The following is a 25,158-nucleotide window of genomic DNA, read 5'->3' as shown; positions in this document are numbered from 1 at the left end:
GTTGTTCCGGTCCCACGGCGTGGGGGGCGGCTTGCCGTCGCCCGTTCCGTCGTTACACTGTGACAGATGAAGCCCATTCGTCACAACCGTCGGGACGACGAGGCGGTGCTCGACGCCGCCCGGGACTGCGTTCTCGCGGTCGGCGTCCGCCGGACGACCCTCACCGACGTCGCGCGCCGGGCCGGGGTCTCCCGGATGACCATCTACCGGCGCTGGCCCGATGTGCGCACCCTGGTGGGCGACGTCATGACACGGGAGTGGGTGTCCGTCACCCTCGGGGACACACCCACCACCGACACCACCCGCCCCGTGCGCGAGCAGTTGGTCGACGGGCTCGTGGCGGGGCTGCGCGCCTTCCGGTCCCATCCGCTGCTGTGCAAGATCCTCGACGTCGACCCGGAACTGCTGCTGCCGTACCTCTTCGACCGGCGCGGCGCCAGCCAGGACGCACTGCTCGCCTTCGTCCAAGAGGCGCTTGAGCAGGGGCACAAGGACGGCTCCGTACGCGCCGACCACCCCACGCGCCAGGCCAGATCGCTCTTCCTGGTGATCCAGTCCTTCGCGCTCTCGCTGCAGACCATGAGCGACGCGGCGGACCCCGAACTCGCCGACGAAGTGTTCTACGACGAGCTCCGGCACATCCTCGAGAGGACCCTCGCCCCATGAGCCGTACCGAACCCCGCTCGGACTTCTCCCTCACCGCCGCCCGCCGCGCCCGCGAACTGGACGAACTGGCCGCCGGGACGACCGTCGACGTCCTGGTCGTCGGGCTCGGCGCGACCGGCGCCGGAGCCGCCCTGGACGCCGCCTCGCGCGGCCTGTCGGTGGCCGCGATCGACGCGTACGACCTGGCCTTCGGCACCTCCCGCTGGAGCTCCAAGCTCATCCACGGCGGACTGCGCTACCTGGCCTCCGGGCAGCTCGGCGTCGCGCACGAGAGCGCGGTGGAGCGCGGGGTGCTGATGGAGCGCACCGCCCCCCATCTGGTGCGCGCCCAGCCGTTCGTGCTGCCCCTCACCTCGCTGACCTCCCGGCGCAACGCGGCACTCGCGCAGGCCGGGCTGCGCGCGGGCGACCTGCTGCGCGTCTCGGCGGGCACCGCACGGCGCACCCTGCCCGGCCCGCGCCGCCTCTCGGCCGTCGAGACCCTGCGCTCCGCGCCCGGACTCCGCCCGCACGGCCTCTACGGCGGGTTGCTCTCCTGGGACGGCCAACTGGCCGACGACGCCCGCCTGGTGACCGCCATCGCCCGCACCGCCGCCGGACACGGCGCGCGCGTCCTGACCCGGACCCGCGCCCTGTCCGTCACCGGCTCCGGCGCCCTCGTACGCGACGAGCTGACCGGGCAGGAGCTGACCATCCGGGCCCGCGCGGTCGTCAACGCCACCGGCGTCTGGGCGGACCAGCTGGTCGACGGCGTAAAACTGCGCCCTTCGCGCGGCACCCACCTGGTGCTGCGCGGCAGCACCCTGCCCGGCCTCACCGCCGGACTGCACATCCCCGTACCCGGCGAGACCAACCGCTTCGTCCTGGTCCTGCCGCAAGGAGACGGCCGGGTGTACGTGGGGCTCACCGACGAGCCCGTCGACGGGCCGCTCCAGGACGAGCCCACGCCCCCCGAGTCCGACATCGGCTTCCTGCTCGACGTCCTCAACACGGTCCTGGACACACCGGTCCACCGCGACGACGTGGTGGGCGCCTTCGCCGGGCTGCGGCCGCTGCTCGACGACGCCCCGGACGACGGTACGGGCAGCCGCACCTCCGACATCTCGCGGCGGCACGCGGTGCTGACGTCGAGCGAGGGCGTCGTGACCATCGTCGGCGGCAAGCTGACCACCTACCGGCGGATGGCCCAGGACGCCCTCGACGCCGCGCTGGCCGCCCGGGGCATGACGGCGGCGCCCTGCCGCACCGCACGCCTGCCGCTGGTCGGCGCCGCCGCGCCCGCGCAGCTCGCCGCCCTGCCCGTACCGCGCAGGCTGCTCGCCCGTTACGGCACCGAGGCCACCGCGCTGCACGCGCTCGGCGAGGCCGACCCCCGGCTGCGCGAACCGGTGGCCGAAGGGGTGGAGACCACCCGGGCCGAACTGTGGTGGGCGGTCAGGCACGAGGGCGCGCTCGACGAGTCCGACCTCCTCGACCGCCGCACCCGCGTCGGCCTGGTGCCCGCCGACCGGGCCGCCGCACTCGACGCGGCGCGCGAGGCGCTGGACGCGGCGGCACACGAGCCGACCGGGCCTTGAGCGGCGGGGCGTTCCGTATGCCTCTCCGAGCCCGCCGGTCCTGAAGACTCCCGGTCACAGGCACCACGGGCGGGCGCACACCGACTCGCCGCCGCGCCGCTGAGGTGGGGATATCCCCACCGCGACCGACCAGCTCGCCGGATGTTCCCGGTCGGCGCGGGACGGCCACCATGACTGCATGATCACGCAGTTCAGGAAGACCGCGGCGCTCGTCGCCGGACTGTGCGCGCTCGGCGCGCTCACCACCACCGGCGCGGCGGGCGCCGCGGAACGGCCCGGCCCAGAAGGCATCTGGCAGGTCGACGACTACGGCACCGTGCTCGCCGTACACGGCGGGGTCCTCGACACCTATCAGGTGACCTCCCTCAGCTGCCTGAAGGGCGTCACGGGCACCCGCGAGAAGAACACACCCGCGCGGTACGCCATGGCGGACGGCGACATGTACACCCTCCGCACCGGGGCTCGGGCGAAGCTGCACATCGACGGGTCGCCGGGCGACCGCTCCCTGCGGCGGCTCGCCGCGCTGCCCGCCACCTGCCGCGCACCGCAGCCCGGCGCGTTCGACGTCTTCTGGCAGACCTTCCAGGAGAATTACCCCTTCTTCGCCGCCAAGGGGATCGACTGGCAGGAGGTGCGCGACCGCTACCGGCCCCGCGCCGAGGCGGCGCGCACCGACGCCGAGCTCTACGGCATCCTCGCCGAGATGGTCGCGCCGCTGCATGACGCCCATATCGTCGTCTCCGCCGGCGAGACCGGCTTCTTCGGCATGACCCGCCCCGGGACCGTTGTCCCCGGCCCCGGCCTCGACGCCAAGGTCAGGGCGTTCGTGGAGCGCCGCGACCTGAAGGGGCAGTCGCTGCACCCCTACGCCAACGGCCGTATCGGGTACGCCGACGTGCCTGCGCCGGGCGGCGGAAGCTACGGCTATCTGCGGCTGTCCGCGTTCAGCGGCTACAGCGAGGCGAACACCTACGCGGCCAACCGCGCCGAGCTCGACCGCGCCCTCGACGCGATCCTCACCCCCGACCGGGTGCACCGGCTGCGCGGGCTGATCCTCGACGTACGCGTCAACGGCGGCGGTTCCGACAGCCTCGGCCTCGACCTCGCCGCCCGCCTCACCGACCGCCCGTACTTCGCCTACGCCAAGCGCACCCGCCACACCGCCCCCCAGCCCCAGTACGTCCGCCCGGCCGCCGCCACGCGCTACAGCGGGCCGGTCGCGCTGCTCACCGGAGGGTCGACGTTCAGCGCGGGGGAGACGTTCACCCAGGCCATGATGGAGCGGCCCGCGCCGACGACGCGGATCGGGGAGCCCACACAGGGCGTGTTCTCGGACGTGATGGAGCGCACGCTGCCGGGCGAGGGCCACGGTGAGTGGTGGTTCGGCGTGCCCAACGAGGAGTTCCTGACCCGCGACGGAAAGACGACGTTCGACGGAGTCGGTGTGCCGCCCCTGCTGCCCGAACCGGTCTTCACGGACGCGGAGTTCGCCCACGACCGGGATGCGGCGTTCGACCGGGCGGTGGGGTGGCTGGGGGAGCGGGGCCGCTGAGGAGAGGACCCCGGCCCCCTTCCGGGCGCCGGGGTCCCGTCGGACTTACGTGGCGTCCCGTACGGTCCCGGTGAACTCCGGGCCCGGGTGCGGTTCCCAGGACGTGTCGTACGTGATCAGACGTCCTCGCAGCGACTCCACCGGCTCCTTCAGTCCGTCCTTGACCGTGGGCACGGCCACGTCGGTGCTCAACCGGCCCGCGGGCACGGTGACCACGAGGGAGGGGCCGTCCACCACCTTGGAGAGCGGCCGGGCCGGGGTGGGGGACGCGTCGAAGGTGTCCTTGAGCCACTGCGGGGCGACGTCCGGGGTGGACAGCTCCGCGCCCTTGCCGACCGGCAGCAGGGCGAACTCGGCCGTGATGTCCGCGTCGGCCGCCGCCGACAGGGCAACCCGCCAGGTCAGCGACTGGCCCTCGACCACATGGTCGGCCACGGGTGTCATCGTGACCGTGGGCATCGGGTCGTCGTTCCGCACGGTGACACCACCGCGGTGCGAGCCGACCACTGTGCCGCGCACCGCCTTGACGAACGCGTCCCGCGCGAGGTCGTAGCCGTAGCGGGTGTTGCCGCGCACCACCACCGGCACGTCGATGTCATGGCCGCCCGGGCGGACCGTGACGGTGCGGACGGTGACGTCCTCCGTGCCCGGCTGGGGCACGAACAGCCGGACCTGGCCGCTGCCGTGGCCGGAGACCCGTACCGGGACGCGGTAGGTACGCGTACCGGAGTCGCCTTCCTCGACCGTCAGCCGGCCGATGTCGACGCGGGGCAGCGCGGGCGCGTGCACGGCCGGTGTGCCGGGCTTCCAGCCCGAGGCGTCCAGCAGCCACGCCTGGCCGTTCTTGGTGCGCGGCGTCAGCTCCAGGGCCGTGACCCGCTTCAGGTCGAGTCCGGCCCGGGTGGCGGCGGACAGCGGCATACGGAGCTCGTGCGCCCAGTACGAGGCGGTGCGCCCGGTGCCCGGCAGCCCGTCGACGCGTGCCCTGCCCAGGTTCGCGCGGCGGCCCGAGGTGTCGACGAGGGCGACGTCCACCTGGGTGCCCGTGGTGTTGGGCGGGACGATCACCCGTAGCGCCAGCGCGTCGCTGCCCGCCAGGGAGACCGGACGCGCGGGCCGCACGGCGACCGGCGAGCCCGCCCGCGACCAGCGCATGGCCACCGCGTCGCGGCCGGGCTCCCGCGCCGCCTCCCACGCGGCGAAGTGCGGCGACGCCCCCGCGGTGGCGGGCGGCAGACAGGCGCGGGCCGGATCGGGGTCGACCTGGGCGCACACCCGGCCGCCGGACACGGCGAGCCCGGGGCCCGGCAGGAACGCCGGGGTGCGGTGGGCGCCGACGGCGTGGGACAGCACCCGGGCGGGGTCCGCCGAGGGCGCGCGGCGCCCGGAGCCGTCCAGGAGCGGGCGCACCCGGTCGTCGCCCGCGACGAACAGCCGGGCCGCCGCCGCGATGTAGGTGGCTCCGGCGGTCTGCTGCGGGGTCGCGGTCAGCCGGGTCCTGGTGCCGGGGGCGCAGACCCGGTCGGGGGTGTCGTCGGAGGCGAAGTCGTCGTCCGCGGGCGCCTTCGACTGGCCGGGAGTCCACTCGCTGTTGAAGAAGTTGTGGTTGGCGCCGACCATGTACACCGCGCTGTGCAGTGCGGCGCCGCGGCTCACTCCGCGCGTGCCGTCGACGTATATCTCGCCCTGCAGATCGGACACATCGCCGTCGCAGCCCGGCAGGACGGTCAGCGAGGGCACGTCGGGGGCGGGGTTCTGGCCGAAGACCGTCGGGCCGATCAGGACGGTGCCGCGGATGTTCCAGCGGACCGGGCCGTGGTGGCCGTCCTGGTCGGCGGGCGGTGCGTAGAGGCTGTCGAGCGCGGCCCGGTTGACGCCCTCGCCGCCCCGGGAGTGCCCGACGAGCAGCACCCGGGACGGGTCCGCCGGGGCGACGGCACGCACGGCGGCCGGTGCGCCGGACCGCTTCGCGGCCCACTGCGCCCAGCGGGCCAGATGCAGCCGGACCAGGGACGAACGGGCCTGGGCGCCGCCGTCGTCGAGCACGGCGTCCTGCCCGTTGATGCCGTTGGCGGCGATCGACACCGTCACATAGCCCTGCGAGGCCAACAGCTGCTGGGCGCGCAGATACCCGTCCTGGCTCGGCACCGGCAGCGCACCGGGCTTGCACGGCCACTCGCCGCCGTCCTCACCGGTGGTGGTGAAGCAGGTGTAGTGGCGGCCGTGCAGGAACAGCGCCAGCGGACGCCCGCCGGGCGCGTTCGTGGGCCCCACCACGGTGCCGCGCATCTCCACCGGGGCCTTGAGGCCGGGCAGCCGCACCGAGGCGAGGGTGTACGCGCCCCGAGCTGTGCGGTACGGACCCGGCACTCCGGGATCCACCTCGTTCGCGGGGAGCGGGACTTGCGCCTGCGGGGCGGCAGGTGCGAGTCCGGTCGGCGGGGGTGTGGTGCGTCCGGCCCCGGCCGCGTCGAGGCGCCGGCCGCCGGCCAGCACCTTCAGCTCGGCGGCCGACCCGATCCGGGCGCCGTCGACTGCCAGGTGGAAGGAGCGCCTGTCCCGCGCGGGCACCGGCAGCCCGAGGAGGCGGTCCCCGGCGCGGAACTCCACCCGGGCGTCGCCCATCGGCACCGGGTCGGGGGAAGTCCAGGTCAGCTGCCGGGCGGCGCCGGTGCCGGTGATACGCCAGCCCGGCGGCAACTGGTCGTCGTCGGCGGCCTTGGACAGGGGGTTCGCCCACGGCCGGGCGGACGGCTGCGCCTGTGCGAGTTCCGGTGTCACCGCCGCCAGCGTGAGCACCGCCAGCGTGGCGGTCACGATGCGTTTCACACGTATCAAAGTGGTCGTCCTCGTCGTCGTTCTCGTCGGAGTGCCCCGGGCGGCGCCGAGGGCCCTTCGTTGTCCGGAGGACGGCAACTGGCGGGCGGGGGTTGCCCCGTGGTGCGCGGCGCGCGTGAGCATGGCCGGAACCCGGCCCGGTGGCGGATACCCGACCGCCGGACCGGGAGCTTGCCGAAACGGCAAGAAGAGTTGCCCGATGCGTCGGCCGGTCGCACGGTGCACGTATGAACGCGATGGAGAAGAACCCCAGTGAACTGGATGTCGTGGTGGTCGGAGGCGGTGTCGCCGGGCTGTCGGGCGCGCTGACGCTGGTGCGGTCGCGCCGCTCGGTGGTGGTCGTCGACTCCGGCGAACCGCGCAACGCACCCGCGGCCGCCGCCCACGGACTGCTGTCCCGCGACGGCATACCGCCCCTCGAACTGCTGAAGGCGGGCCGTGAGGAGGTGGCGGGCTACGGCGGACGGATCGTCGCCGACCGGGCGGTGGCCGCGCGGAAGGTGGACGGTGGCTTCGTCGTCGAGACCGAGGGCGGGCACGGTTTCACCGCCCGGCGGTTGCTCGTGACGACGGGGTTGGCCGACGAGCTGCCCGCGATCGGCGGACTGCGGGAGCGGTGGGGGCGGGATGTGCTGCACTGCCCGTACTGCCACGGCTGGGAGGTGCGCGACCTGCCCATCGGGGTGCTGGCCACCGGTCCCGCCTCGATGCACCAGGCGCTGCTGTTCCGGCAGTTGTCGCCCCGGGTGACGTACTTCCCGCACACCGGGCCCGGACCCGACCCGGAGCAGTCGGAGCGGTTGGCGGCGCTCGGGATCGCCGTGGCCGACGGGGAGGTGGCCGCTCTCGACGTCGAGGACGACCGGCTGGCGGCGGTACGGCTGTCCTCGGGTGTACGGGTGCCGGTGCGGGCGCTGGCGGTCGCCCCGCGCTTCGTCGCCCGGGGAGGTGTGCTGTCGGGCCTGGGGCTCACCGCCGTGGAACACCCCATGGGTGTGGGGACGTATGTGGAAGCGGACGACAGCGGACTCACCCATGTGCCCGGGGTGTGGGTGGCGGGCAACGTCACCGACCTCATGGCGGGCGTGCCGGCCGCCGCGGCCGCAGGGGTGCGGGCCGCGGCGGCGATGAACGCGGACCTGGTGGCCGCCGACGCCGACGCGGCGGTGGCGGCCTACCGGAAGTCGGCAGCGGGGATGAGCGCTGACAGGTAGTCAGGTCCGGCTGTCGCAGGTCAGCCCCGGCGCTCGCCCGTTCCCTTCGCCCCCGGCTCGTCCGCGTCCAGTACGGACACGGCGTGGGCCGCCGAGGCCAGCGTCACATGGCGGTGCCAGCCCGCGTAGGAGCGTCCGGTGAAGTCCCGGATGCCGAGGCGGTCGGTGGTCTCGCGGAAGTCATGGTCGGCGCGGCGGACGAGGCGGCTCAGCCGCATCAGGGTGGGCAGCCGGGTCTCGGTCATATCGGTGAGCCACAGTTCCATCGGCCCCTGGCGGCGGCTCTCCGCCACGCCCAGCAGGGCCAGTTCGCCCGGCCCCGCCAACTGCCGTACGGCGGGCGAGGGGCGGACGCGGATCTTGGTGGTCAGATGCATCGGCCGCCCGCTGCCGGGACCGCGCCCCGGCAGCGGCGCCGGGCGCATCCGGTCACGGGCGGCGGTCATGATCTGGAGGGCCTGCTGGACCTCCGGCGTCCGCCCCTGCAAGGCCGGGTCGGTCACGGTGAGCTGGACCGCGCCGTTGATCCGGGCGAGGAAGGGCACCCCGGCGGCCCGGAAGGACGCGATGGTGGAGGCCAGGTCCATGTGCCGGGCGTCCAGCACGACCGGCCGGCGCGGCAGCCCCCAGTCGCTCGCCGTCTCCACGGCCGCCTCGACCGCCCAGTCGCCCAGGGTGCGGTCGCCGAGGTCGTCGGGGATGGACGCCTGGCGGCGCCGGATGCGGTCGTTGAGCCAGGAGGACGACAGGTGCAGCCGCCAGTTGAGGGGCACACTCATCCTCTCGGTGGCGGACCAGATACCCACCGCCTGCTGGGCGTTGACGAGCTGGCCCAGCTCGGAGACGAACTGCCGGTCCACGCCCACCGAGTTCTCGCCGGTCTTCGGAATGACCATGGGCCGCACCACGTACGCCAACGGCGGGTCCAGCTGGGTGATGTGACGGGCGAGGGAACGGCGCACCGGAACCCAGTCCCAGGTCGAGTCGCTGACGAAGTGGTGGAGGCTCTGCTCGGTGGCCGAACCACCCAGCAGGGCCGCCATGTTGCGTATCGAGCGGCGCCCCTTCGCCCCGAGCAGACCTCGCAGGTACGCGACGCCCCGCAGCCGCTGGTCGCTGCGCCGCAGGGAGGCGAACAGCACCGTGCTCACCTCGGTGAGCACCCGCTCGTCCCAGGTCGCGGATGTGCCGGATCGGTGGGAGTCGTCGTCGGACGGGCAGTTCTCCAGTATCTGGGCAACGGCGTTCATGAGTCCCCCGTGGACCTTGGAATGAGTGGGAGGAAGGGCTCGCCCAGTCCGGCGAGCCACTTGATTCCGGATCCAACGATGCTCGGCGCACACTCGCGTGCCAAGGTAGAGGGGGCACCCTCTGACCGCCCCGAGGAGAGGGGTAACCTCCCTCCCACCGCTTCCAATCTTCCGGCCCCGACTTCTTGCCGGAGACAACCATCACACGTGGGGATCCGAGGTGGTGGCGGACACCACGCGAAACGGCATGGTTCGGCAAAGGGCAAGGCGGCGGACCGGTTTGTTCCGGTGAATCCGCTGGTCAGAGCGCTGCCTTGGTCGTATTCAAAGGCGGCGGACATGTGGTCCGGCCACACACGACGCACTGTGACGGACGCCGGATCGGGCGGGGCACTCTGCTACCGGCGGTACGGCGCCGGCCCTCAGCGTATGCCCGCCCCTCGGCCGGAAACACCCTGCTGCATACACAGAAACGCCCGGCCGCGAAGACCGTGGAGGTCTTCGCGGCCGGGCGTGGCGGCGGGCGGCGGGCCGTGGCTCAGGCCGAGCGGGCTCCGCTGTGGGCGAGCAGGTCGAGCGAGAGCAGCGGGGCGGTCCTGGTGGGTGCGTCGATCACCGGGTCGCAGGCGAGCACCGCCTGGTGGAGGCGGTTCATCCGGGGGGACGGTTCGAGCCCGAGCTCGTCGCCCAGCATCCTGCGCAGGCGCTGGACGACCTCCAGCGCCTGGGTGCGCCGGCCCGAACGGCTCAGCGCCAGCATGAACTGGGCGTGCAGATTCTCATGGGTGGGATACAGCGCGCACAGCGCGCTCAGTTCACCGAGTAGGTCATGGTGCCTGCCGAGCCGGAGATCGGCGTCGATGCGCTGTTCCTGGACACTGATCCGGGTTTCCTCCAGACCCGCCAGATGAATACGCAGAACGGGCCCCGCCTGGACGTCGGAGAGCGCCGATCCCTCCCACAAACCCAGTGCGGCGGACAGGAGTTCGGAAGCGGCGGCGTCGTTCTTTCCGAGTTCCGCCCGGCCCTGGCGTACGAGATCGTGGAAGAGATTGACGTCGAGTTCCTCGGGGCGGACCGCGAGCAGATATCCACCGTCCCTGGTCTGCAGCAATTCGCGCGCCGCCTTGAGGCTGCCGATGCGCGGCACCCGCTTCAGGATGCGCCTGAGCTGCAGAACGTACGACTGGAGCGTGGAAAGCCCGGTATCCGGGGGACTTTCTCCCCACAGTTCCTCGATACAGGTGCCCACGGTGACGACTTGATTGGCGTTGAAGACGAGCAGCGCGAGGAGCTGACGCTGTTTGGGTGCCGTGGGGGCGTAATCGTGACCGTTTTCACGCACCCGCAGCGAACCGAGCACCGAGAATTCCATGACGACCTCTCGCTTGTTTCCCCGAATTGACGAAACCGGTGACGACCGGCGGCGCCGTTGTTCAGCGAGACTATCCCCGGGGGCCGGTCGGCTCTCCCAGGAGAGTTCAGGATCCGTCAACTCGCTCCATCGCGGCCCCCCATCGGGAGTTCAGTCAGCCTCCCTCGGGATTCCGTAACGTCGGCCTCCGTCGACACGATCCCCGAGGAGGCACACGTGCGACTCGCAGGGAAGGTCGCCATCGTCACCGGTGGCACCAAAGGCCTGGGGTACGCGATCGCCCAGGCATACGCCAAGGAAGGGTGCCGCGTCGTCTGCGCCGCCCGCGAGCCCGACGAGGGGCGCGAACTGCCGCCGGTGGGCCAGGGCGACCTCGCCTACCACCCCGTCGACGTCCGCGACCCGGACTCGGTGGAAGCACTGATGCGCGGCACGTACGAGGCATACGGCCGCCTGGACGTCCTGGTGGCCGGTGCGGGCGTCAGCCGGGCCGGACCGGCCCGGGGGCTGGACGCCGCGCACTGGGCGGACGTCATCTCCACCAACCTCAACGGTACGTTTCTGTCCGTGCGTTCAGCGGTTCCGTACCTCTTGCGCGACGGCGGTGGCCGCGTCATCACCCTGTCGTCGGCGCTGGCGACCCGGGTGGCCCCGGGCTCGTCGGCGTACGCGGCGTCGAAGGCCGGGATCGAGATGCTCACCCGGGTCGTCGCCGTCGAGCTGGCGGGACAGCCCATCACGGTGAACTGCCTGAGCCCGGGCTTCATCGACGAGGGGATGGGACGCCAGCTGGCCCGCAACGAAACCGTCTGGGACTACTACCGCGGCAAGATCGCGGCCGGTCGCGCCGGACGGGCCGAGGAGGTCGCCGACGCCGCCCTCTTCCTGGCCGACGACGGCTCCGACTACGTCAACGGCCATGTCCTGGAGGTCAACGGCGGGCTGAGGTGGTGACCGACGACCACCTCGGCCCGGACCTCCTGGGCGCCGCCGACCGGCAACCCTCGTAATTCCTGAAAAACCGTCAGACAAGGAGATCGACAGCCATGTCCCCATGGACCAAAGCGACTTGGGCGGAGGCCTCGTGAAGGCACTGGTGTCCGGTGACCCCGGACTGCGCCTCGACTCGGTCGCCGAGCCCGAGCCGCGCCCCGACCAGGCACTCGTGGAGGTGCACGCGATCGCCGTCAACCGCGGTGAGCTCGCACTGATGGGGCAGCTCCCCCCGGGGTCCCGGCTCGGCTGGGACGTGGCGGGTACGGTCCTGTGCGCCGCCGCCGACGGGAGCGGACCCGCGGCCGGCACCCGCGTCACCGCCCTCGCCGAACGCGACGGCTGGGCCGAGCGGATAGCCCTGTCGCCCACCCGGCTCACGCCCGTGCCCGACGGTATGGACTGGCCCGCCGCCGCGGCCCTGCCGGTGGCCGGACTGACCGCGCTGTACGCACTGGAGTACGCGGGACCGCTGCTCGGCAGGTCCGTGGTGATCACCGGTGCGGGCGGCGGAGTGGGCCGGATGCTGGTGCAGCTCGCCGCCGCGGCGGGCGCCGAGGTGATCGCCCAGGTCGGCTCCCCGGCCCGGGCGGAGGGCCTGCGGTCTCTCGGCGCCCACACCGTCGAGACGTACGAGGAGGGCGCCTCCGGAGGTCAGGTGGACGTCCTCGTCGACAGCGTCGGCGGGCGGGTGCTCACCGGTGCCTTCGGGCGGGTACGGCCGGGCGGCACGGTCGTCTGCTACGGCAACACCGTGCGCGAGGAACTGCGGCTGCCGCTGGACTGGGGCCATGCGCGCCCCGGACTGCGGATCGGCTATCTCCACCTCTTCGACGAGGTGACCCGCCGCAGTGTCGCCCGCGACCTGGCCTCGCTGGTGCGCCTGGTGGCCGAGGGGCGGCTCACACCCGAGGTCGCGGCGGTCGGGTCCTGGAGCGATCCTGAGCCCGCGCTCGACGCGCTGCGGCAGCGGCAGGCCAACGGCAAGGTCGTCCTCACCCTCTGAGACCTTCCTCCCCGGGGCCCGGCGGTTTGTGCGGACCGCCGGGCCCCACCCCTGCCGTGCCGCGGCCGGGACCTCTCCAGCCGCCGGTCACCGGCGCACCTCCTGTCCTCCAGGAGGTGCGGCCACCGTGGAACGCATGAGCCTGCCATCCACAACGCCCGCCGACAGTCATGTCTCCCAGGTGCCGCCGCCCCGAGTGGAGGAGGTGGCCGACCGGATCTTCGCGTACGTCCAGCCCGACGGGGGCTGGTGTCTGAACAACGCCGGGATCCTGGCCGGCCCCCACTCGGTGGCGCTCGTCGACACCGCGGCCACCGAGGCCAGGGCCCGCGCCCTGCGCGCCGCCGCGCTGGAACTCGGCGGCGCCGAGCCGCGGACCGTCCTGAACACCCATCACCACGGCGACCACACCTTCGGCAACGCCGTCGCCGCCCCGCACGCCACCGTCGTCGCGCACACGCACACCCGCGCCGAGATGGCCGAGAAGGGCGAGGGCCTCAAACACGTGTGGCCCGACACCCCCTGGGGCGACCTCGGTGACCTCCGCCGCTCCCTGCCGACGGTGACCTTCGAGGACCGGCTGACGGTGTACGTGGACGAGCTGGCGGTCGAGCTGCTGTACGTGGGCCCGGCGCACTCCAGCAACGACGTGGTGGTGTGGGTGCCCGAGCACCGGGTGCTGTTCGCGGGCGACGTCCTGATGCCCGGTTGTACGCCGTTCCTCCTCGCGGGGTCGATCGTCGGCTCCCTGGAGGCGATCGCGCGGCTGCGGGCGCTTGGGCCCCGTGTCGTCGTGGGCGGGCACGGTCCGGTGGCCGGGCCCGAGGCCCTCGACGAGGCGGAGGGGTATCTGCGCTGGTTGCAGAAGGTCGCCACCCAGGGGATCGACGCGGGACTCACCCCGTTCGAGACGGCCCGCGACACCCCGCTCGGCGCGTACGCGGAGCTGCGCGACCCGGAGCGGCTGGTGGCCAATCTGCACCGCGCCTGCTCCGAGGCGCTCGGCAACCCGCTGGACACGCAGATCCGCTCGGCACCGGTGATGGGCGAGATGGCCCGCCTCAACGGCGGCCGGGCGCTGGCCTGTCTGGCCTGAGCGCACCACGCATGGCGTCGCCCCGCCGGTCGAACCGGCGGGGCGACGCCACGTGTGGTGCACGTGCTAGGCGCGCTCGGCAGACCCCTCGGAGGAGGGCGCGACGGTGTGCAGGGCGCCCCGGTGGAACACCAGCGGCGGGCGGGCGGCGTCCACCCCGAGACCCACCACCTCGGCGACGGCGAAGAAGTGGTCGCCGAGCCGCTGGACCTGGCGCACCAGACAGTCCAGCCAGGCGGTGGTGCCCGGCAGCACCGGGTTGCCGTGCGGCGACTCCCACCACGTCAGACCGGCGAACTTGCTCGCGGTGTCACCCGGTCCGCCGCTCTTGGCGAAGCGCGCGCACAGCTCCTGCTGGTCGTGGGCGAGGATGTTGACGGTGAAGGACCCCGCCTCGCTCATCGGCGGCCAGCTCACCGACTTCTCGTCGATGAAGATCCCTACGAGGGGCGGTTCGAGCGACACCGACACGAACGACCCCACCACAAGTCCGGCGGGCCCGGCCGCCGTCGCCGCGGTGACCACGGTGACGGGGCTCGGGACGTGGCCGAGTATGTGCCGGAACAGCTGCGGCTCCACGAACGCACCCACAGGCGGTGCCCAGGACATGTCGACCTCCTCAAAGGTGTTCTCCGGTCAACAGCCATGCTGGGGGAGGCGGTTGGGGAACCGGTCGGAGGCGGATGCAGAGCCGCCGATGAGCGCGTCGGGCCGCCCCCGGCGTCGCCGTTCATCCTCCATCCGGCCCCCATCGGCCGCGTCGACCATGGGGGGCACCCGTATATGGATGGAGGAGCCGGCCATGCCCGTGCCCCAGCAACGTGATCCCGAACTCACCCGCAAACACCTGACGACCTGGCTCGCCGAACGGCTGCCCGAGGCGGCGGACCTGCGCGTCCGAGTCGAGGTGCCCGAGGGCCTCGGATTCTCCAACGAGACGCTGCTCGTGGACACCAAGTGGGGGCGGGAGGGCGCCGAGGAGCACCGCCGTCTGGTCGTCCGGGTCGCCCCCACCCGCTACCGGGTGATGCCGGGCTCCCGGCTCGACGAGGAGTACCGCGTCCTCGACGCCCTGCGGGACACCGATGTGCCCGTACCCGGCGTCGTCGGCTTCGAGGCCGACCCCGGGCTGCTCGGCGCGCCCTTCTACGCCATGGACCGCGTCGAGGGCTGGGTCCCGCCGGACCTGCCCTCGTACCACCGCGACGGTGGACCGGTGTCCGCGCTCGACGAGGGCGGGCGCGCGGCGGTGTGGTGGGGCGGTGTGGAGGCGCTGCACCGTATCCACCGGCTCGACGCCGACGCGCTCGGCCTCGGCGCCCTGCGCCTCTCGGCCCACGGCCCGTACGGCCTCGGCGCCCAACTCGACTACTATGAAGCCCACATGGACCACTTCGGCGGCGCGGACAGCGTCCCGGTCCGCGAGGCGCTGGCGCTGCTGCGGGACGGGCTGCCGCCCGAGCCGGAGCGGCCGAGCCTGCTGTGGGGCGACGCGCGCCTGGGCAACCTGATGTTCTCCGGGGTGGCCCCGGTGGCCGTACTGGACTGGGAGATGACCTTCCTGGGCCCTGGCGAGGCCGACCTCGGCTGGTACCTCTACCTCGACCGGCACCTCAGCGAGGGCGTCGGCGCACCCCGGCTGCCCGGGCTTCCCGGGCGCGCCGAGACGATCCGGCGCTACGAGGAGCTGGCGGGGCGGCCCGTCGCGGCGCACATGGACTGGTACGAGGTGTTCGCGGGCTTCCGGTTCGCCCTGATCGCCTCCCGGGTGGGCCGGCTCCTGGTGGAGCACGGCCTGGTCGCCGCCGAGGCCGACGTCCCGCTGGCGCGCAACGCCGCCAACCTGCTGGCCCGCACCCTGAAGCCGCTGGCCTGAGCCCGCACCCTGGAACCGCTGGCCTGAGCCCGCACCTCATGCTCAACTCGCCCCAACCTTACGTATGTTCCGACCCGTTCAGAGAGGCCGTCCCATGGAAACCCATCAGCACCGCACCGACGCCCTGGTCGTCGGCAGTGGTTACGCCGGATCGATCGCGGCCCTGCGGCTCGCCGAAGCCGGGGTCGCCACGATCGTCCTGGAGCGCGGCCGCCGCTGGCAGGTCGGCGCCGACGGCGACACCTTCGCCACCCAGCACCGGCCGGACGGCCGCGCTTCCTGGCTGAGCCCCAAGTCCCCGCTCACCGACCGGACGCTCGACATCTACCCGGGCGTCCTGGAATCCCTGGAGGGCGAGGGCCTGACGATGATCGCCGCGGCGGGCGTCGGCGGCGCCTCGCTGCTCAGCAACGGCACGATGGTCGAGCCCTCGCCCGAGCTGTTCCGCCGGGCCTTCGGGGACTTCCTCGACCAGCGGGAGATGCACGACGTCTGGTACCCGCAGGCCAGGGAGCTGATCGGCTGCTCCCCGATACCGAAGGACGTCCTCGACTCGGACTTCTACCGCTCCTCGCGCGACTTCATGGACCAGCTGGAGCGGGCGGGCATCCCCTACGACCTGGTCGACCTGGCTGTCGACTGGGACGCGATCCGCGAGGAGATGGCGGGCCGCCGTACCGCCTCGCACATCGCCGGCCTCAACGTCTTCGGTGTCAACAGCGGCGCCCAGCGCAGCATGGACGTCACCGTCCTCGCCCGCGCCGAGGCCACGGGCCGCGTCGAGGTGCGCCCGCTCAGCGTGGTCACCGGGATCCGTCCGCAGGGCGACGGCCACCTCGTCTCGTACGACGAACTCGACGAGCGCGGCAGGCTCGTCGCCCGGCACGAGGTGCACACCGCGCACCTGGTCCTGGCGGCGGGGACCCTGGGCACCACCCGGCTGCTGCTGCGCGCCAAGGCCGCCGGACACCTGCCCGGCCTGGACGCGTCGGTGGGCACCCGGGTCGGCAACAGCGAGGTGATCACCGCCCGGACGGGGATGGCCCCCAACAACCCGGCGCAGGGCGGCCCGTGCTCGGTCATCGTCAAGGACTGGCAGGACAACCCGCACGCCCCGGTGACCCTCCTCAACTTCCCCTGGGTGGACGCCCCGTCCGACGAGGGGTGGATCACCACCATCGGCGCCTCGCCGACCGAACCGCTGGGCTCCTTCCGGTACGACGCCGCCAAGGGCGACGTCGTCCTCAACTGGCCCGTCGAGGACCCGCGCGCGGTGCGCGCCACCCACGCGGTCAAGCACACCCTGGACCGGCTCAACGCGGCCACCCCGGGCAGCAGGACGGCCTTCAACCGCATCGGCACCACCGGCGGGAACGTGGTGGGCGGTGTGCCGCTGGGCCTGGCCACCGCCGCCGACGGCAGTGTGCGCGGCGCGCGCAACCTGTACGTCGTCGACAGCTCGCTGCTGCACGGCTCGTCCGGCGCCGTGCCGCCCGCGCTGACCATCTCGGCGGTCGCCGCGCGTGTGGCGTCGCTGCTGGTGGCCTCGGTGACGCGCGCCTGATGTTCCCTCGTCCGTGAGCCGGCATACGAGAGGGGCTCCCCCGATGGTTTCGGGGGAGCCCCTTCCTCGTGCCCGCGCGTGTGACGCGAAGTGCCGTGTGCCTACCGGAAGTTCGGGATGACCTGCTCGGCGAAGAGCCGGGCGGTGCGGACCGTCTCCTCGTAGGGCGGGTTGCCGGAGATCATCTGGAGGCTGATGGTGACGTCGCCGTACCACTCGCGGATGGTGCGCAGCCGCTCGGTGACCTCGGCGGGGGTGCCGACGAGCGTCTTGTTCTCCGCCACCGACTTGTCGAAGTCGGACTTCTTGATCTTGTCGACGATGGCCTCGTACCCGGCGTAGCCCTCGCTGCGGCGGGTGCCCCAGGCGGCGACGGCGTCGACCATCACGGCGTTGGTGCGCTGCGAGTACTCACGGCCCTTGGCCCTCGCCTCGGCGGAGTCCTCGCTGAGGTAGCAGCCGTAGCTCAGGTGCACCTCGTCGCCGCCCGGCGCGTGGCCCGCGTCGGCGTACGCCTTGCGGTACAGGGTGAGCATCTCCTGGACCTTCTCGCGCTTGGAGATGGACGGCACGAGCAGCAGCCCGTGGCCGTCGTGGCCGGCCTGCTCGCAGGACGAGGGCGTGATGGCCGCGGCCACCAGGATCCTCGGGTGCGGGCGCTGGTAGGGGCGGGGGAGCAGGGTGACCGGGCCGAACTTGTAGAACTCGCTGTCCCAGACCACGTTCTCCTCGGACCACAGCTTCTGGCAGGCGCGCAGGCCGTCCAGGAACCGGGGCCGGCTCTCGTCCATGGCCAGCTCGAAGGCGTCGAACTCGTCGGGCAGGAAGGCCCGGCCGAAGCCCACCTGGAGGCGGCCCTTGGAGATGTTGTCCAGCATGGCGAGCTTGCCCGCCAGCTTCAGCGGGTGCGTGAAGGCCGGGATCACCGCGCCGGTCACCAGCTTGATCCGGCTGGTCCTGGCGGCCGCGGCGGCCAGGAACGTCACCGGGTCCGGGCTGTAGCCGCCGTACTTGAAGAAGTAGTGCTCCACGGTCTTGATGTGGTCGTAGCCGAGCTCCTCGGCCAGCTCCACGAGCCGCAGGGCCTCGTCGAAGTACACGTCGGCGGGCTTCTCCTCCGGACCGACGGTGGGGAAGAAATTGATACCGAATTCCATTGCTACTCCGTGTCGTTGCAGACGTGTGGGTCTGGTATGTCGTTGCGCGGTGCGGTCAGAACACGACTCCGGCGCCGCCGTCCACCGGCAGCACGAGGCCGGTGGCGAAGGACGCCTCGGGGCGCGCCAGGTGGACCAGCCACCAGGCGATCTCCTCGGGCTGCCCGACCCGGCCGAGCGGCACCCGGGCGCGCTGGCGCTCGCGCATCCGCTCGATGCCCGCGGCGTCAAGACCGGCGTGCTCGCCGATCGGGGTCTCCACGGGCCCGGGAGCCACGGCGGCGACCCGGATGCCGCGCGGCGCGAGTTCGAGCGCCCACGTGCGGGTGAGGAAGTCGAGCGCCGCCTTGGTGGCGCCGTAGACGGAATGGCCGGGCCAGCCGCGCTGGTTGCCGGCGGTGGTGACGTTGAGGACGGTGCCCTTGGCCGCTTCCAGGTGGGGGAGCGCCTCCTGGGTGAGGAAGAGCGGCGCGAGCAGGTTGGTGGCGACCTGGCGGTGGGTGTCGTCCGCCTCGATGGTGCCGAGCGGGGCGGAGCGCATGGTCACGGCGTTGTTCACCAGGACGTCGAGGCCGCCCAGTTCGCGGACGGCCGCCTCCACGACGAGCCGCGGCCCGTCCGGCGTCGAGACGTCGGCGGCGAACGGGTGGATCCCGGGGCGCCCGGCCGCCGTCTCGGCCAGCCGGGCGGCCCCGCGCCCCACCACCAGGACCCGGGCGCCCTCGTCGGCGAAGGCGTGCGCCACCGCCCGCCCGATGCCGGTGCCGGCCCCGGTGACGACGACGCACCGCCCGGCCAGGCCCGTGTCCGCGCCCGTGGCCGGGCCGGTCACAGCTCCGTGCGCTCTCCGTCGGTGCCGACCGGCGACCACCACAGGTTGCCGCGCGTGACACCGTCGGCGAACAGGGCGCTGCGGCCCTCGACGATCTTGCCGTTCTCCCAGCGCAGCATGTGCACGCCCTCGACCTGGAGCCGCTCGTACGGGGAGACGGTGCCCTCCTCGGCGTGCGCGCGGTAGCCGTCGAGGCGGTAGATGTCGACGGAGACGCCCTCCGCCTCGTTGATCAGGATGTGCTGCGTCTCGGCCTCGATGCGGCCGCCGCACGCCTCGCCCAGCTTCCCCATCTTCTGGAGGTAGTCGTCCAGGCCGTTGAACCAGCCGGCGAACTGGTGGTTGCCGGGCATCTGGAAGCGCAGGTCCTCGGACCAGTATTCGGTGATCTTGTTCCGGTCGCCGGTCATGAGGGCCGCGTAGGCAGCCTCCACCCGCTCACGTGTCAGATCGGCCATGGTGTTCCTCCTGCTCGGTGCCGGTGTGCGAACCGGCCACGCTGTCATGGGAGTTGACCCGGTGCCGGACGAGCCAGCCGTCGCCTCGACGGACCAGCTCGTCCCGCCCGGTGGTGCTCAGATGGAGCTCGCAGGGACCGCCTCGCGGGGTCTGTACGAGCACCGCGTCATAGCGGGTGTGCACGGCGCCGTCCGCGGCGGGGCGCACGGTCAGCATCCCGATGAGATACCGCCGTACCCGCCCGTCCGCCCGGCGCTCGCCGACCGCCCCGCGGGCCGCCGCCGCGATGGCGGCGCGCCCGGTGCGTACGGGCGGGGCGTTCCCGGCGAAGACCTTGTCCGCCGGGGCCTCCTGCTCGAAGACGGCGTCCTCGGTGAAGGTGAGCGCCCAGCGGTCCACGTCGCCCTCGCCGAGGAGGCGCACCTGGCGGGCGTAGAACCGCTGGATCTCGTCGTAGAGGCGGCCGTCCGCGATGTCCAGGAGCGGGGGCGCCATCGGGTCAGGACCCGTCGTGGTTGATGTCGCGGTGCTTGATCAGCCACCGGCCGGCCCGCCGGACCAGCACGTCCTCGCCGGTGGTGCTCAGATACACCGAGGCCTTGCCGCCGTGCGGGGTCTCGAAGACGACCGCGTAGTACTGGGTGCGGACCGCCTCCTCGTCCCCCGCCTCGGCGCTCTCCGGGGTCGCGACCACCATGGAGAACCAGTGCCGGCGCTGGACGCCCCGTCCCGCGAGCCGGTCCACACCGCGCCGCATGGAGGTGGCGATGTGCGAACGGCCCCTCCACGGCTCGGGCTTGACGTTCTGCGCGAACACCCCGTCCTCGGTGAAGCCCTGCGCCCACTCCTCCGCCTCGCCCGCGTCGAGCAGCTGCATATGGCGGGCGTAGAACTGGAGGATCTGGGCGTACGTATCGGCCGAGACGGCGGGCACATGGGTGCCGGCGGACGCCATGACCGCGGCGACGTCGGGGGTCATCGGGCCGCTCCGGCCTCGCGGGCGACACCCTCGACCACGACGTCGCTCAGGTGCGGCTCGCCCTTGATGACGGTGCCCAGCGCCTTGAGGCGGGCCCGGAACTCGGGCTCGGCCAGCGCCGTGTCGAAGGACTCCTTGCTGTCCCACTCGGCCACGTTGAAGTAGGTGCCCGGCTCCTTCTGGGAGCGGATCAGCTGGTAGCGGATCAGACCGGGCTGCACCTCCATGAACTCGGCGACGTGCGCGTAGATCCGCTCCAGCTCCTCGGGCTTGCCGATGAGCGTCAGCTTGTTGACGAAGACGACCACGAAGACTCCTCGTTAGGGCGAACGGTGACACCCGGCCACCGGCGCGGGCCGGACGGCTCCGGCCCGTGGGGTGGTGGCCCCGGGGGCGCTCTCCACACTCCGCCCCGCCGCTGATGCCTGGTTGGTGACTCGTTGGAGGACGGCGGCGGCCGTACGTCACGACCGGGCCCCCAGCCCGTCGGCATCGCGCCCCGATCCGGTCACCGTCCCGGCTGCCGATGCTGAAGGCACCGTCTTGTCCACCGAACCCGGGAGTGTCCGTGTCCGAGGCATCCGTGCCCGTTCTCATCGCCGGCGGCGGTCTGTCAGGCCTGTCCACCGCGCTCTTCCTCGGCCTGCACGGCGTCCGGCCGCTGCTGGTCGAGAAACACCCCGGCACCTCCGTCGTGATGAAGGCGCGCGGGCAGTACCCGCACACGATGGAGGCGCTGCGCATCGGCGGCGTGGCCGACCGGATCACCGCCGCCTCGCCGGGCGGCACCGGCGACTTCTACATGGCGCTCGCCGAGACCCTCTCCGGCCCGGTGCTGCGCGGCATCATGACGCAGGGCGAGATGAGCATGGGCCATGTCTCGCCCGAGGACTGGGCGATGGCCAGCCAGGAGCACACCGAGGTCATCCTCGCCGAGCGCGCCCGCGAGCTCGGCGCCGAGCTCGCCTTCGGCACCGAGCTGGTCTCCTTCACCCAGGACGCCGACGGGGTCACCGCCCTCCTGCGCGACGTGGCCACCGGCGCCGAACGCACCGTGCGCGCCGCTCACATGGTGGCGGCGGACGGCCGCAAGAGCCCGGCCCGCCGGGCCCTGGGCGTCGGCATCCACGGGCGCGGACGGCTCGGAGAGGTCTTCCGGGTGTTCTTCGACGCGGACATGAGCGGCCCACTCAAGGGGCTGGCGGGCGGGGTGACCGAGGCCCGCAGGTTCGCCCTGTTCCACCTCCTGCAACCGGTGCCGGGCGTCTTCTACACCACGGACATCCCCGGTCGGTACGGCTACATCCACGGCATGACCAAGGACCAGCCCGACTTCCGCGACTGGACCGAGGAGCAGTGCGCCGCCCTCGTACGCACCGGTCTTGGCATGCCCGACCTGGAGCTGACGGTGGCGGGCTCGGGCCGGACCGAGATCGTGTGCGAGGTCGCGGACCGGTTCTCCGTCGGGCGGGTGCACCTGGTGGGCGACGCGGCGAAGGTGGTGCCGGCGCCGGGCGGGCTCGGCGGCAACACGGCCATCATGGACGGCTTCTACCTCGCCTGGAAGCTGGCCATGACCGTCCGGGGGCAGGCCGGCCCCGGGCTGCTCGCCAGCCACGACGCGGAGCGCAGGCCGGTCTCCGACATGATCGCGGAGCAGCAGTTCGCCAATACGGTGGAGCGCCTGGGCCCCGACCTCGACGACGGCACTGCGGCCGAGGTCATCCACCCCGTCGTCCAGGTCTTCGGCTACCGCTGCGCCCAGGGCGCCGTGGTCCTGGAGCCGGGCGACGAGGGCGAGCTCCTGGAGGACCCGACGGCTCCCACCGGGCGCCCCGGCTCACGGGCCCCGTACGTACAGCTCGACGGCGGCGGCTCCACCACCGCCCTGTTCGGCCGCTCCTTCGTCCTGCTCGCCGGGGCCGACGCCACCGGGTGGGAGCAGGCCGCGAAGACCGCGGCCGGGCGCCTCGGCATCGAGATCGCCGTGCACCGGGCGAGCGGCTGGGAGAAGAGCTACGGCGTGACGCCCACGGGCGCGTCCCTGGTGCGCCCCGACCGCTTCATCGCCTGGCGCGCGGCGGACGACTCCGGGACGGCGGGCCTGGAAGACGCCCTGCGCACGGTCCTGGACCGCCCCGCCATCTGACCACCGCACCTTCCCAACCAGCTGAATCGGAGAGACCCATGACCATTTTGGTGACCGGGGCGACCGGCAACATCGGCGGCAAGGTGCTGGCGCGCCTGCACGCGGCGGGCCATGCCGTACGGGCCCTGACCCGCGACCCCGCCCGCGCCGGGCTGCCCGCCGGGATCGAGGTGGTGGGCGCCGACCTGGGCCTGCCCGACACGCTGCCGGACGCGCTCGACGGCGTACAGAAGGTCTTCCTCATGTCGCTCGGCCACAACAAGCGCACCCACGACGCGAATCTGGTGGCCGTGGCGCGCAAGACGGGCGTCGAGCACATCGTGCAGCTGTCCACGCTCGGCGTCGCGGAGGTCGAGGAGGAGAACGACACCCCGCTGGGCCTGTGGCACCGCCAGGCCGAGAAGGCGCTCACCGAGTCGGGCCTGGCCTGGACGATCCTGCGCCCCAACGGCTTCATGACGGTCGCCCTCGGCTGGGCGGACGCGGCGCGCGGGGACGGCGTGGTGCGCAGCCCTGTCGCCGATCTGCCCGAGGCGCTGGTGGACCCGCAGGACATCGCCGACGTGGCGGTGCGCGCGCTGACCGAGCCGGGCCACGAGGGCCGCACCTACGCGCTCACCGGTCCCGAGGCGCTGACGGCCCGTGAGCAGGTGGCGGTGCTCGGGTCGGTGCTCGGCCGGAAGCTCCGCTTCGAGCAGATCTCGATCGAGGAGCACCGCGCGGTCATGGCGGGGCTGTACGGGGAGGCGACCGCCGACGGCGTGGTGGCGGCGCTGCGCAAGGCACTCGAATCGGGCGACGACTTCCGCGGGCGGCTGTTCCCGGACGTCCAGTCGGTGCTCGGCCGCCCGGCGCGCAGCTTCCGGGACTGGGCCGAGGCGCACACGGCCGACTTCGCCTGAGCCGCGGTCCCGCCCGGCCGACCGGCAGGCCCGTCACGGATAGGTGCCCGGCGTCCTTCGTATGGACGCCGGGCACCGTCGTGCTCGCCGGAGGGGGTGTCAGGCGGCGGCCTGGGCGAAGGCCCGGGTGCGCTTCTGGTAGCGCGGGCGCCACACGGCCCGGTAGAGGAAGCGCACCGGCGGCGGCACGACCGCGAGTGCGGTGCGCTGTGTCTCCTCGGAGGCGCCGTCGAGCACCCAGGGGAAGTACAGGGCGCCGCCCTTGACACCCAGCATCCGCCGCTGCTCGGCGCCGAACGTGTCGTACTCCTGGGCGCTGAGGACCGACAGGACGACGGGCAGGGCCGCCCGCTCCTCGTGTTCGAGGTGGTAAGCCAGCTTGTCGGCGACCGTGGAGATCAGGGCGGGCAGCCGCTCCTGCTGCTGCTGGGCCAGTACGTCCTCGACGGCCTCAAGGAGCGGGTCCAGGGCGTCGTGCTCGGCGTCCATCTCGTCGAGCATCCGCAGCCGCGCCGGGTCGTCGGCGAGCTTGGCGCGCATCAGCGGCCACAGCACCTTGTCCTCGGCGGTGTGGTGGATCGTCAGGAACGTCTGGAAGGTCTCCCACCCGGTCCGGAAGGCCGAGCCGGGCGCGGTGCCGTGGTCCCGGGCGGCCGCGGCCAGCAGGCCCAGGTCGCGCCGGAAGGCGTCGTGGGTCGCGTACATCAGCGTCAGATCGGGCTGGGCGCGGCCCTCGGTGGCGGTCATGGCAGGGGTCCTCTCACAAGCGGGTCGGGTGTCGCTGCGGTCGTTGCGGCGGTGCGGAAGACGCCGGGGCCGGCACTGAACGGTGCATGTTGTTCCGAACCTATGGAACAGCTTGCCCCACAGCGAGGTGTGGGGCAAGCTGTTCCATAAAGCTTTGCCGGGAGGAAGGTCCGCCAGTGGGGTGCACGGCGGGGCGAGCCACCTCCGCGATACACGTGACCTGCGCATACGCCACCGGAGGGAGACACGCCGACCTGGGCCGCGCCCCTTACACTCGTGCCACCACGACGACAGGACGGAGCCGGATGTCCGCGCCCACCGAGCCGAGCCGCACCTCCGACGCGCCGGGCCGCGGACCCGACCCGCGCGCCGAGCGCAGCCGGGCCGCCGCCCTGGCCGCCGCTCGGGACCTGCTCATCGAGCAGGGCTGGTCGGCCGTCACCCATGTCGCCGTCGCCGCCCGCAGCGGTGTGGGCCGTACCACGCTCTACCGCCACTGGCCCGACGCCTCGGGCCTGGTCCGGGACGTCATCGCCGAGCGGATCTCCACCGCGCACACCCCGCCCACCGGCGTCCTGCGCGACGACCTCATCCGTGAACTCGACGGGCTGCGGCGCCTGCTGCACGACCCGGTGAGCGACCGGGGGCTGCGCGCGGTCATCGAACGCGCCGGGGTCGACCCGGTCTTCGCCCGGCTCAAGGAGGCGCTCTACCGCGAGGGCTCCCGCGTCTTCCGTACCGTGCTCGACGCGGCGAAGGCCCGCGGCGAACTGGCCGCGGACCTCGACGCGGACCTGGCCGTCGACCAGCTGGCGGGCCCGCTGATGTACCGCCGCCTGCTCGCCGGGCGCGAGGTCACCGCCGAGTACATCGAGCGCGTGGTCGACGACTTCCTCGCGGCGCATGCCCCGGCCTGAACCGGAACC

Annotated in this window: 23 protein-coding genes; 12 read left to right on the top strand and 11 right to left on the bottom strand. The window is 73.0% G+C overall.

Features of this window, described 5'->3' with window-relative positions; all coding sequences use genetic code 11:
- Positions 1–66 precede the first annotated feature (66 nt).
- The 3 genes from BX283_RS05690 (at position 67) to BX283_RS05680 (ending at position 3,795) form a co-directional block, all read left to right on the top strand.
- A complete protein-coding gene (locus tag BX283_RS05690; protein ID WP_180357068.1) occupies positions 67–666 on the top strand; it encodes a TetR/AcrR family transcriptional regulator in 600 nt (199 codons plus the stop codon).
- Positions 663–2,243 carry a glycerol-3-phosphate dehydrogenase/oxidase gene (locus tag BX283_RS05685; protein ID WP_101386556.1) on the top strand — a complete coding sequence of 527 codons (1,581 nt, stop codon included), beginning with the start codon at positions 663–665 and terminating at the stop codon, positions 2,241–2,243. Before BX283_RS05690 ends, BX283_RS05685 begins: the two co-directional genes overlap by 4 nt.
- A 178-nt stretch (positions 2,244–2,421) precedes the next feature.
- Positions 2,422–3,795, top strand: coding sequence for a S41 family peptidase (locus BX283_RS05680; protein ID WP_101386555.1), 1,374 nt, complete (start codon positions 2,422–2,424; stop codon positions 3,793–3,795).
- Positions 3,796–3,840: 45 nt separating this feature from the next.
- Here BX283_RS05680 and BX283_RS05675 read toward each other — a convergent pair whose 3' ends face one another.
- A complete protein-coding gene (locus BX283_RS05675; RefSeq protein ID WP_101386554.1) occupies positions 3,841–6,633 on the bottom strand; it encodes a hypothetical protein in 2,793 nt (930 codons plus the stop codon).
- Between the two features lie 227 nt (positions 6,634–6,860).
- Between BX283_RS05675 and BX283_RS05670 the strand changes: the two genes are divergently transcribed.
- Complete coding sequence (locus tag BX283_RS05670; protein WP_257582029.1) at positions 6,861–7,847, top strand: NAD(P)/FAD-dependent oxidoreductase; 987 nt, start codon at positions 6,861–6,863, stop codon at positions 7,845–7,847.
- 20 nt (positions 7,848–7,867) lie between these two features.
- Here the strand turns inward: BX283_RS05670 and BX283_RS05665 are convergent, their stop codons facing one another.
- Together BX283_RS05665 and BX283_RS05660 are read right to left on the bottom strand one after the other, a co-directional pair.
- On the bottom strand, positions 7,868–9,097 hold the full coding sequence (locus tag BX283_RS05665) for a transposase (RefSeq protein WP_257582028.1): 1,230 nt from the start codon (positions 9,095–9,097) through the stop codon (positions 7,868–7,870).
- A gap of 538 nt (positions 9,098–9,635) precedes the next feature.
- Complete coding sequence (locus tag BX283_RS05660) at positions 9,636–10,472, bottom strand: AfsR/SARP family transcriptional regulator (RefSeq protein ID WP_101386553.1); 837 nt, start codon at positions 10,470–10,472, stop codon at positions 9,636–9,638.
- Between the two features lie 216 nt (positions 10,473–10,688).
- Here BX283_RS05660 and BX283_RS05655 point away from each other — a divergent pair, with 216 nt between their 5' ends.
- From BX283_RS05655 to BX283_RS05645, 3 genes are all read left to right on the top strand, one after another.
- Positions 10,689–11,426, top strand: coding sequence for an SDR family NAD(P)-dependent oxidoreductase (locus BX283_RS05655; RefSeq protein ID WP_101386552.1), 738 nt, complete (start codon positions 10,689–10,691; stop codon positions 11,424–11,426).
- A gap of 130 nt (positions 11,427–11,556) precedes the next feature.
- The gene (locus tag BX283_RS05650) at positions 11,557–12,471 is read left to right on the top strand and encodes a zinc-binding dehydrogenase (RefSeq protein WP_101392156.1); all 915 of its coding nucleotides are present in this window, start codon (positions 11,557–11,559) and stop codon (positions 12,469–12,471) included.
- 136 nt (positions 12,472–12,607) lie between these two features.
- Positions 12,608–13,567 carry an MBL fold metallo-hydrolase gene (locus tag BX283_RS05645; RefSeq protein ID WP_101392155.1) on the top strand — a complete coding sequence of 320 codons (960 nt, stop codon included), beginning with the start codon at positions 12,608–12,610 and terminating at the stop codon, positions 13,565–13,567.
- Between the two features lie 66 nt (positions 13,568–13,633).
- On the opposite strand, the gene BX283_RS05640 is transcribed toward BX283_RS05645, so the two are convergent.
- A complete protein-coding gene (locus BX283_RS05640) occupies positions 13,634–14,176 on the bottom strand; it encodes a flavin reductase family protein (protein ID WP_101386551.1) in 543 nt (180 codons plus the stop codon).
- A gap of 193 nt (positions 14,177–14,369) precedes the next feature.
- Here BX283_RS05640 and BX283_RS05635 point away from each other — a divergent pair, with 193 nt between their 5' ends.
- Together BX283_RS05635 and BX283_RS05630 are read left to right on the top strand one after the other, a co-directional pair.
- Positions 14,370–15,443 carry a phosphotransferase family protein gene (locus BX283_RS05635; RefSeq protein WP_101386550.1) on the top strand — a complete coding sequence of 358 codons (1,074 nt, stop codon included), beginning with the start codon at positions 14,370–14,372 and terminating at the stop codon, positions 15,441–15,443.
- Between the two features lie 94 nt (positions 15,444–15,537).
- Complete coding sequence (locus BX283_RS05630; RefSeq protein ID WP_101386549.1) at positions 15,538–17,007, top strand: FAD-binding protein; 1,470 nt, start codon at positions 15,538–15,540, stop codon at positions 17,005–17,007.
- 101 nt (positions 17,008–17,108) lie between these two features.
- Here BX283_RS05630 and BX283_RS05625 read toward each other — a convergent pair whose 3' ends face one another.
- The 6 genes from BX283_RS05625 to BX283_RS05600 are packed head-to-tail and all read right to left on the bottom strand — an operon-like array spanning position 17,109 to position 20,742.
- Entirely contained in the window at positions 17,109–18,164 is a 1,056-nt protein-coding gene (locus BX283_RS05625) for an LLM class flavin-dependent oxidoreductase (protein ID WP_101386548.1), read from the bottom strand.
- A 55-nt stretch (positions 18,165–18,219) separates the two neighbouring features.
- The gene (locus BX283_RS05620; RefSeq protein WP_229848233.1) at positions 18,220–18,996 is read right to left on the bottom strand and encodes an SDR family NAD(P)-dependent oxidoreductase; all 777 of its coding nucleotides are present in this window, start codon (positions 18,994–18,996) and stop codon (positions 18,220–18,222) included.
- Entirely contained in the window at positions 18,993–19,454 is a 462-nt protein-coding gene (locus BX283_RS05615) for a nuclear transport factor 2 family protein (protein WP_180357067.1), read from the bottom strand. Before BX283_RS05615 ends, BX283_RS05620 begins: the two co-directional genes overlap by 4 nt.
- On the bottom strand, positions 19,435–19,950 hold the full coding sequence (locus tag BX283_RS05610) for a nuclear transport factor 2 family protein (RefSeq protein WP_101386546.1): 516 nt from the start codon (positions 19,948–19,950) through the stop codon (positions 19,435–19,437). The genes BX283_RS05615 and BX283_RS05610 overlap by 20 nt, the downstream gene beginning before the upstream one ends.
- A gap of 4 nt (positions 19,951–19,954) precedes the next feature.
- Positions 19,955–20,434: a nuclear transport factor 2 family protein gene (locus BX283_RS05605; RefSeq protein WP_257582021.1), complete on the bottom strand. Its 480-nt coding sequence runs from the start codon at positions 20,432–20,434 to the stop codon at positions 19,955–19,957.
- Positions 20,431–20,742, bottom strand: coding sequence for an antibiotic biosynthesis monooxygenase (locus tag BX283_RS05600; protein ID WP_101386545.1), 312 nt, complete (start codon positions 20,740–20,742; stop codon positions 20,431–20,433). The genes BX283_RS05605 and BX283_RS05600 overlap by 4 nt, the downstream gene beginning before the upstream one ends.
- Before the next feature lie 260 nt (positions 20,743–21,002).
- On the opposite strand from BX283_RS05600, the gene BX283_RS05595 reads away from it, so the two are divergent.
- Positions 21,003–22,583 carry an FAD-dependent monooxygenase gene (locus BX283_RS05595; protein WP_257582018.1) on the top strand — a complete coding sequence of 527 codons (1,581 nt, stop codon included), beginning with the start codon at positions 21,003–21,005 and terminating at the stop codon, positions 22,581–22,583.
- A gap of 38 nt (positions 22,584–22,621) precedes the next feature.
- Positions 22,622–23,485, top strand: coding sequence for an NAD(P)H-binding protein (locus BX283_RS05590; RefSeq protein ID WP_101386543.1), 864 nt, complete (start codon positions 22,622–22,624; stop codon positions 23,483–23,485).
- 99 nt (positions 23,486–23,584) lie between these two features.
- Here BX283_RS05590 and BX283_RS05585 read toward each other — a convergent pair whose 3' ends face one another.
- Entirely contained in the window at positions 23,585–24,232 is a 648-nt protein-coding gene (locus tag BX283_RS05585; RefSeq protein WP_101386542.1) for a hemerythrin domain-containing protein, read from the bottom strand.
- Between the two features lie 305 nt (positions 24,233–24,537).
- Here BX283_RS05585 and BX283_RS05580 point away from each other — a divergent pair, with 305 nt between their 5' ends.
- Positions 24,538–25,149 carry a TetR/AcrR family transcriptional regulator gene (locus BX283_RS05580; protein WP_101386541.1) on the top strand — a complete coding sequence of 204 codons (612 nt, stop codon included), beginning with the start codon at positions 24,538–24,540 and terminating at the stop codon, positions 25,147–25,149.
- The last annotated feature ends 9 nt before the right edge of the window (positions 25,150–25,158 follow it).

This window comes from Streptomyces sp. TLI_146 (assembly GCF_002846415.1).
Lineage (GTDB): Bacteria > Actinomycetota > Actinomycetes > Streptomycetales > Streptomycetaceae > Streptomyces.
This window is presented reverse-complemented; position numbering and strand designations above follow the sequence as displayed.

What these genes read in the sequence shown, in the direction of transcription:
- BX283_RS05690 (WP_180357068.1), top strand. Translation starts at nt 67, where the DNA reads ATGAAGCCCATTCGTCACAACCGTCGGGACGACGAGGCGGTGCTCGAC.
- BX283_RS05685 (WP_101386556.1), top strand. Translation starts at nt 663, where the DNA reads ATGAGCCGTACCGAACCCCGCTCGGACTTCTCCCTCACCGCCGCCCGC.
- BX283_RS05680 (WP_101386555.1), top strand. Translation starts at nt 2,422, where the DNA reads ATGATCACGCAGTTCAGGAAGACCGCGGCGCTCGTCGCCGGACTGTGC.
- BX283_RS05670 (WP_257582029.1), top strand. Translation starts at nt 6,861, where the DNA reads ATGAACGCGATGGAGAAGAACCCCAGTGAACTGGATGTCGTGGTGGTC.
- BX283_RS05665 (WP_257582028.1), bottom strand. Translation starts at nt 9,097, where the DNA reads ATGAACGCCGTTGCCCAGATACTGGAGAACTGCCCGTCCGACGACGAC.
- BX283_RS05660 (WP_101386553.1), bottom strand. Translation starts at nt 10,472, where the DNA reads ATGGAATTCTCGGTGCTCGGTTCGCTGCGGGTGCGTGAAAACGGTCAC.
- BX283_RS05645 (WP_101392155.1), top strand. Translation starts at nt 12,608, where the DNA reads ATGAGCCTGCCATCCACAACGCCCGCCGACAGTCATGTCTCCCAGGTG.
- BX283_RS05640 (WP_101386551.1), bottom strand. Translation starts at nt 14,176, where the DNA reads ATGTCCTGGGCACCGCCTGTGGGTGCGTTCGTGGAGCCGCAGCTGTTC.
- BX283_RS05635 (WP_101386550.1), top strand. Translation starts at nt 14,370, where the DNA reads ATGCCCGTGCCCCAGCAACGTGATCCCGAACTCACCCGCAAACACCTG.
- BX283_RS05630 (WP_101386549.1), top strand. Translation starts at nt 15,538, where the DNA reads ATGGAAACCCATCAGCACCGCACCGACGCCCTGGTCGTCGGCAGTGGT.
- BX283_RS05625 (WP_101386548.1), bottom strand. Translation starts at nt 18,164, where the DNA reads ATGGAATTCGGTATCAATTTCTTCCCCACCGTCGGTCCGGAGGAGAAG.
- BX283_RS05615 (WP_180357067.1), bottom strand. Translation starts at nt 19,454, where the DNA reads ATGGCCGATCTGACACGTGAGCGGGTGGAGGCTGCCTACGCGGCCCTC.
- BX283_RS05610 (WP_101386546.1), bottom strand. Translation starts at nt 19,950, where the DNA reads ATGGCGCCCCCGCTCCTGGACATCGCGGACGGCCGCCTCTACGACGAG.
- BX283_RS05605 (WP_257582021.1), bottom strand. Translation starts at nt 20,434, where the DNA reads ATGACCCCCGACGTCGCCGCGGTCATGGCGTCCGCCGGCACCCATGTG.
- BX283_RS05590 (WP_101386543.1), top strand. Translation starts at nt 22,622, where the DNA reads ATGACCATTTTGGTGACCGGGGCGACCGGCAACATCGGCGGCAAGGTG.
- BX283_RS05585 (WP_101386542.1), bottom strand. Translation starts at nt 24,232, where the DNA reads ATGACCGCCACCGAGGGCCGCGCCCAGCCCGATCTGACGCTGATGTAC.
- BX283_RS05580 (WP_101386541.1), top strand. Translation starts at nt 24,538, where the DNA reads ATGTCCGCGCCCACCGAGCCGAGCCGCACCTCCGACGCGCCGGGCCGC.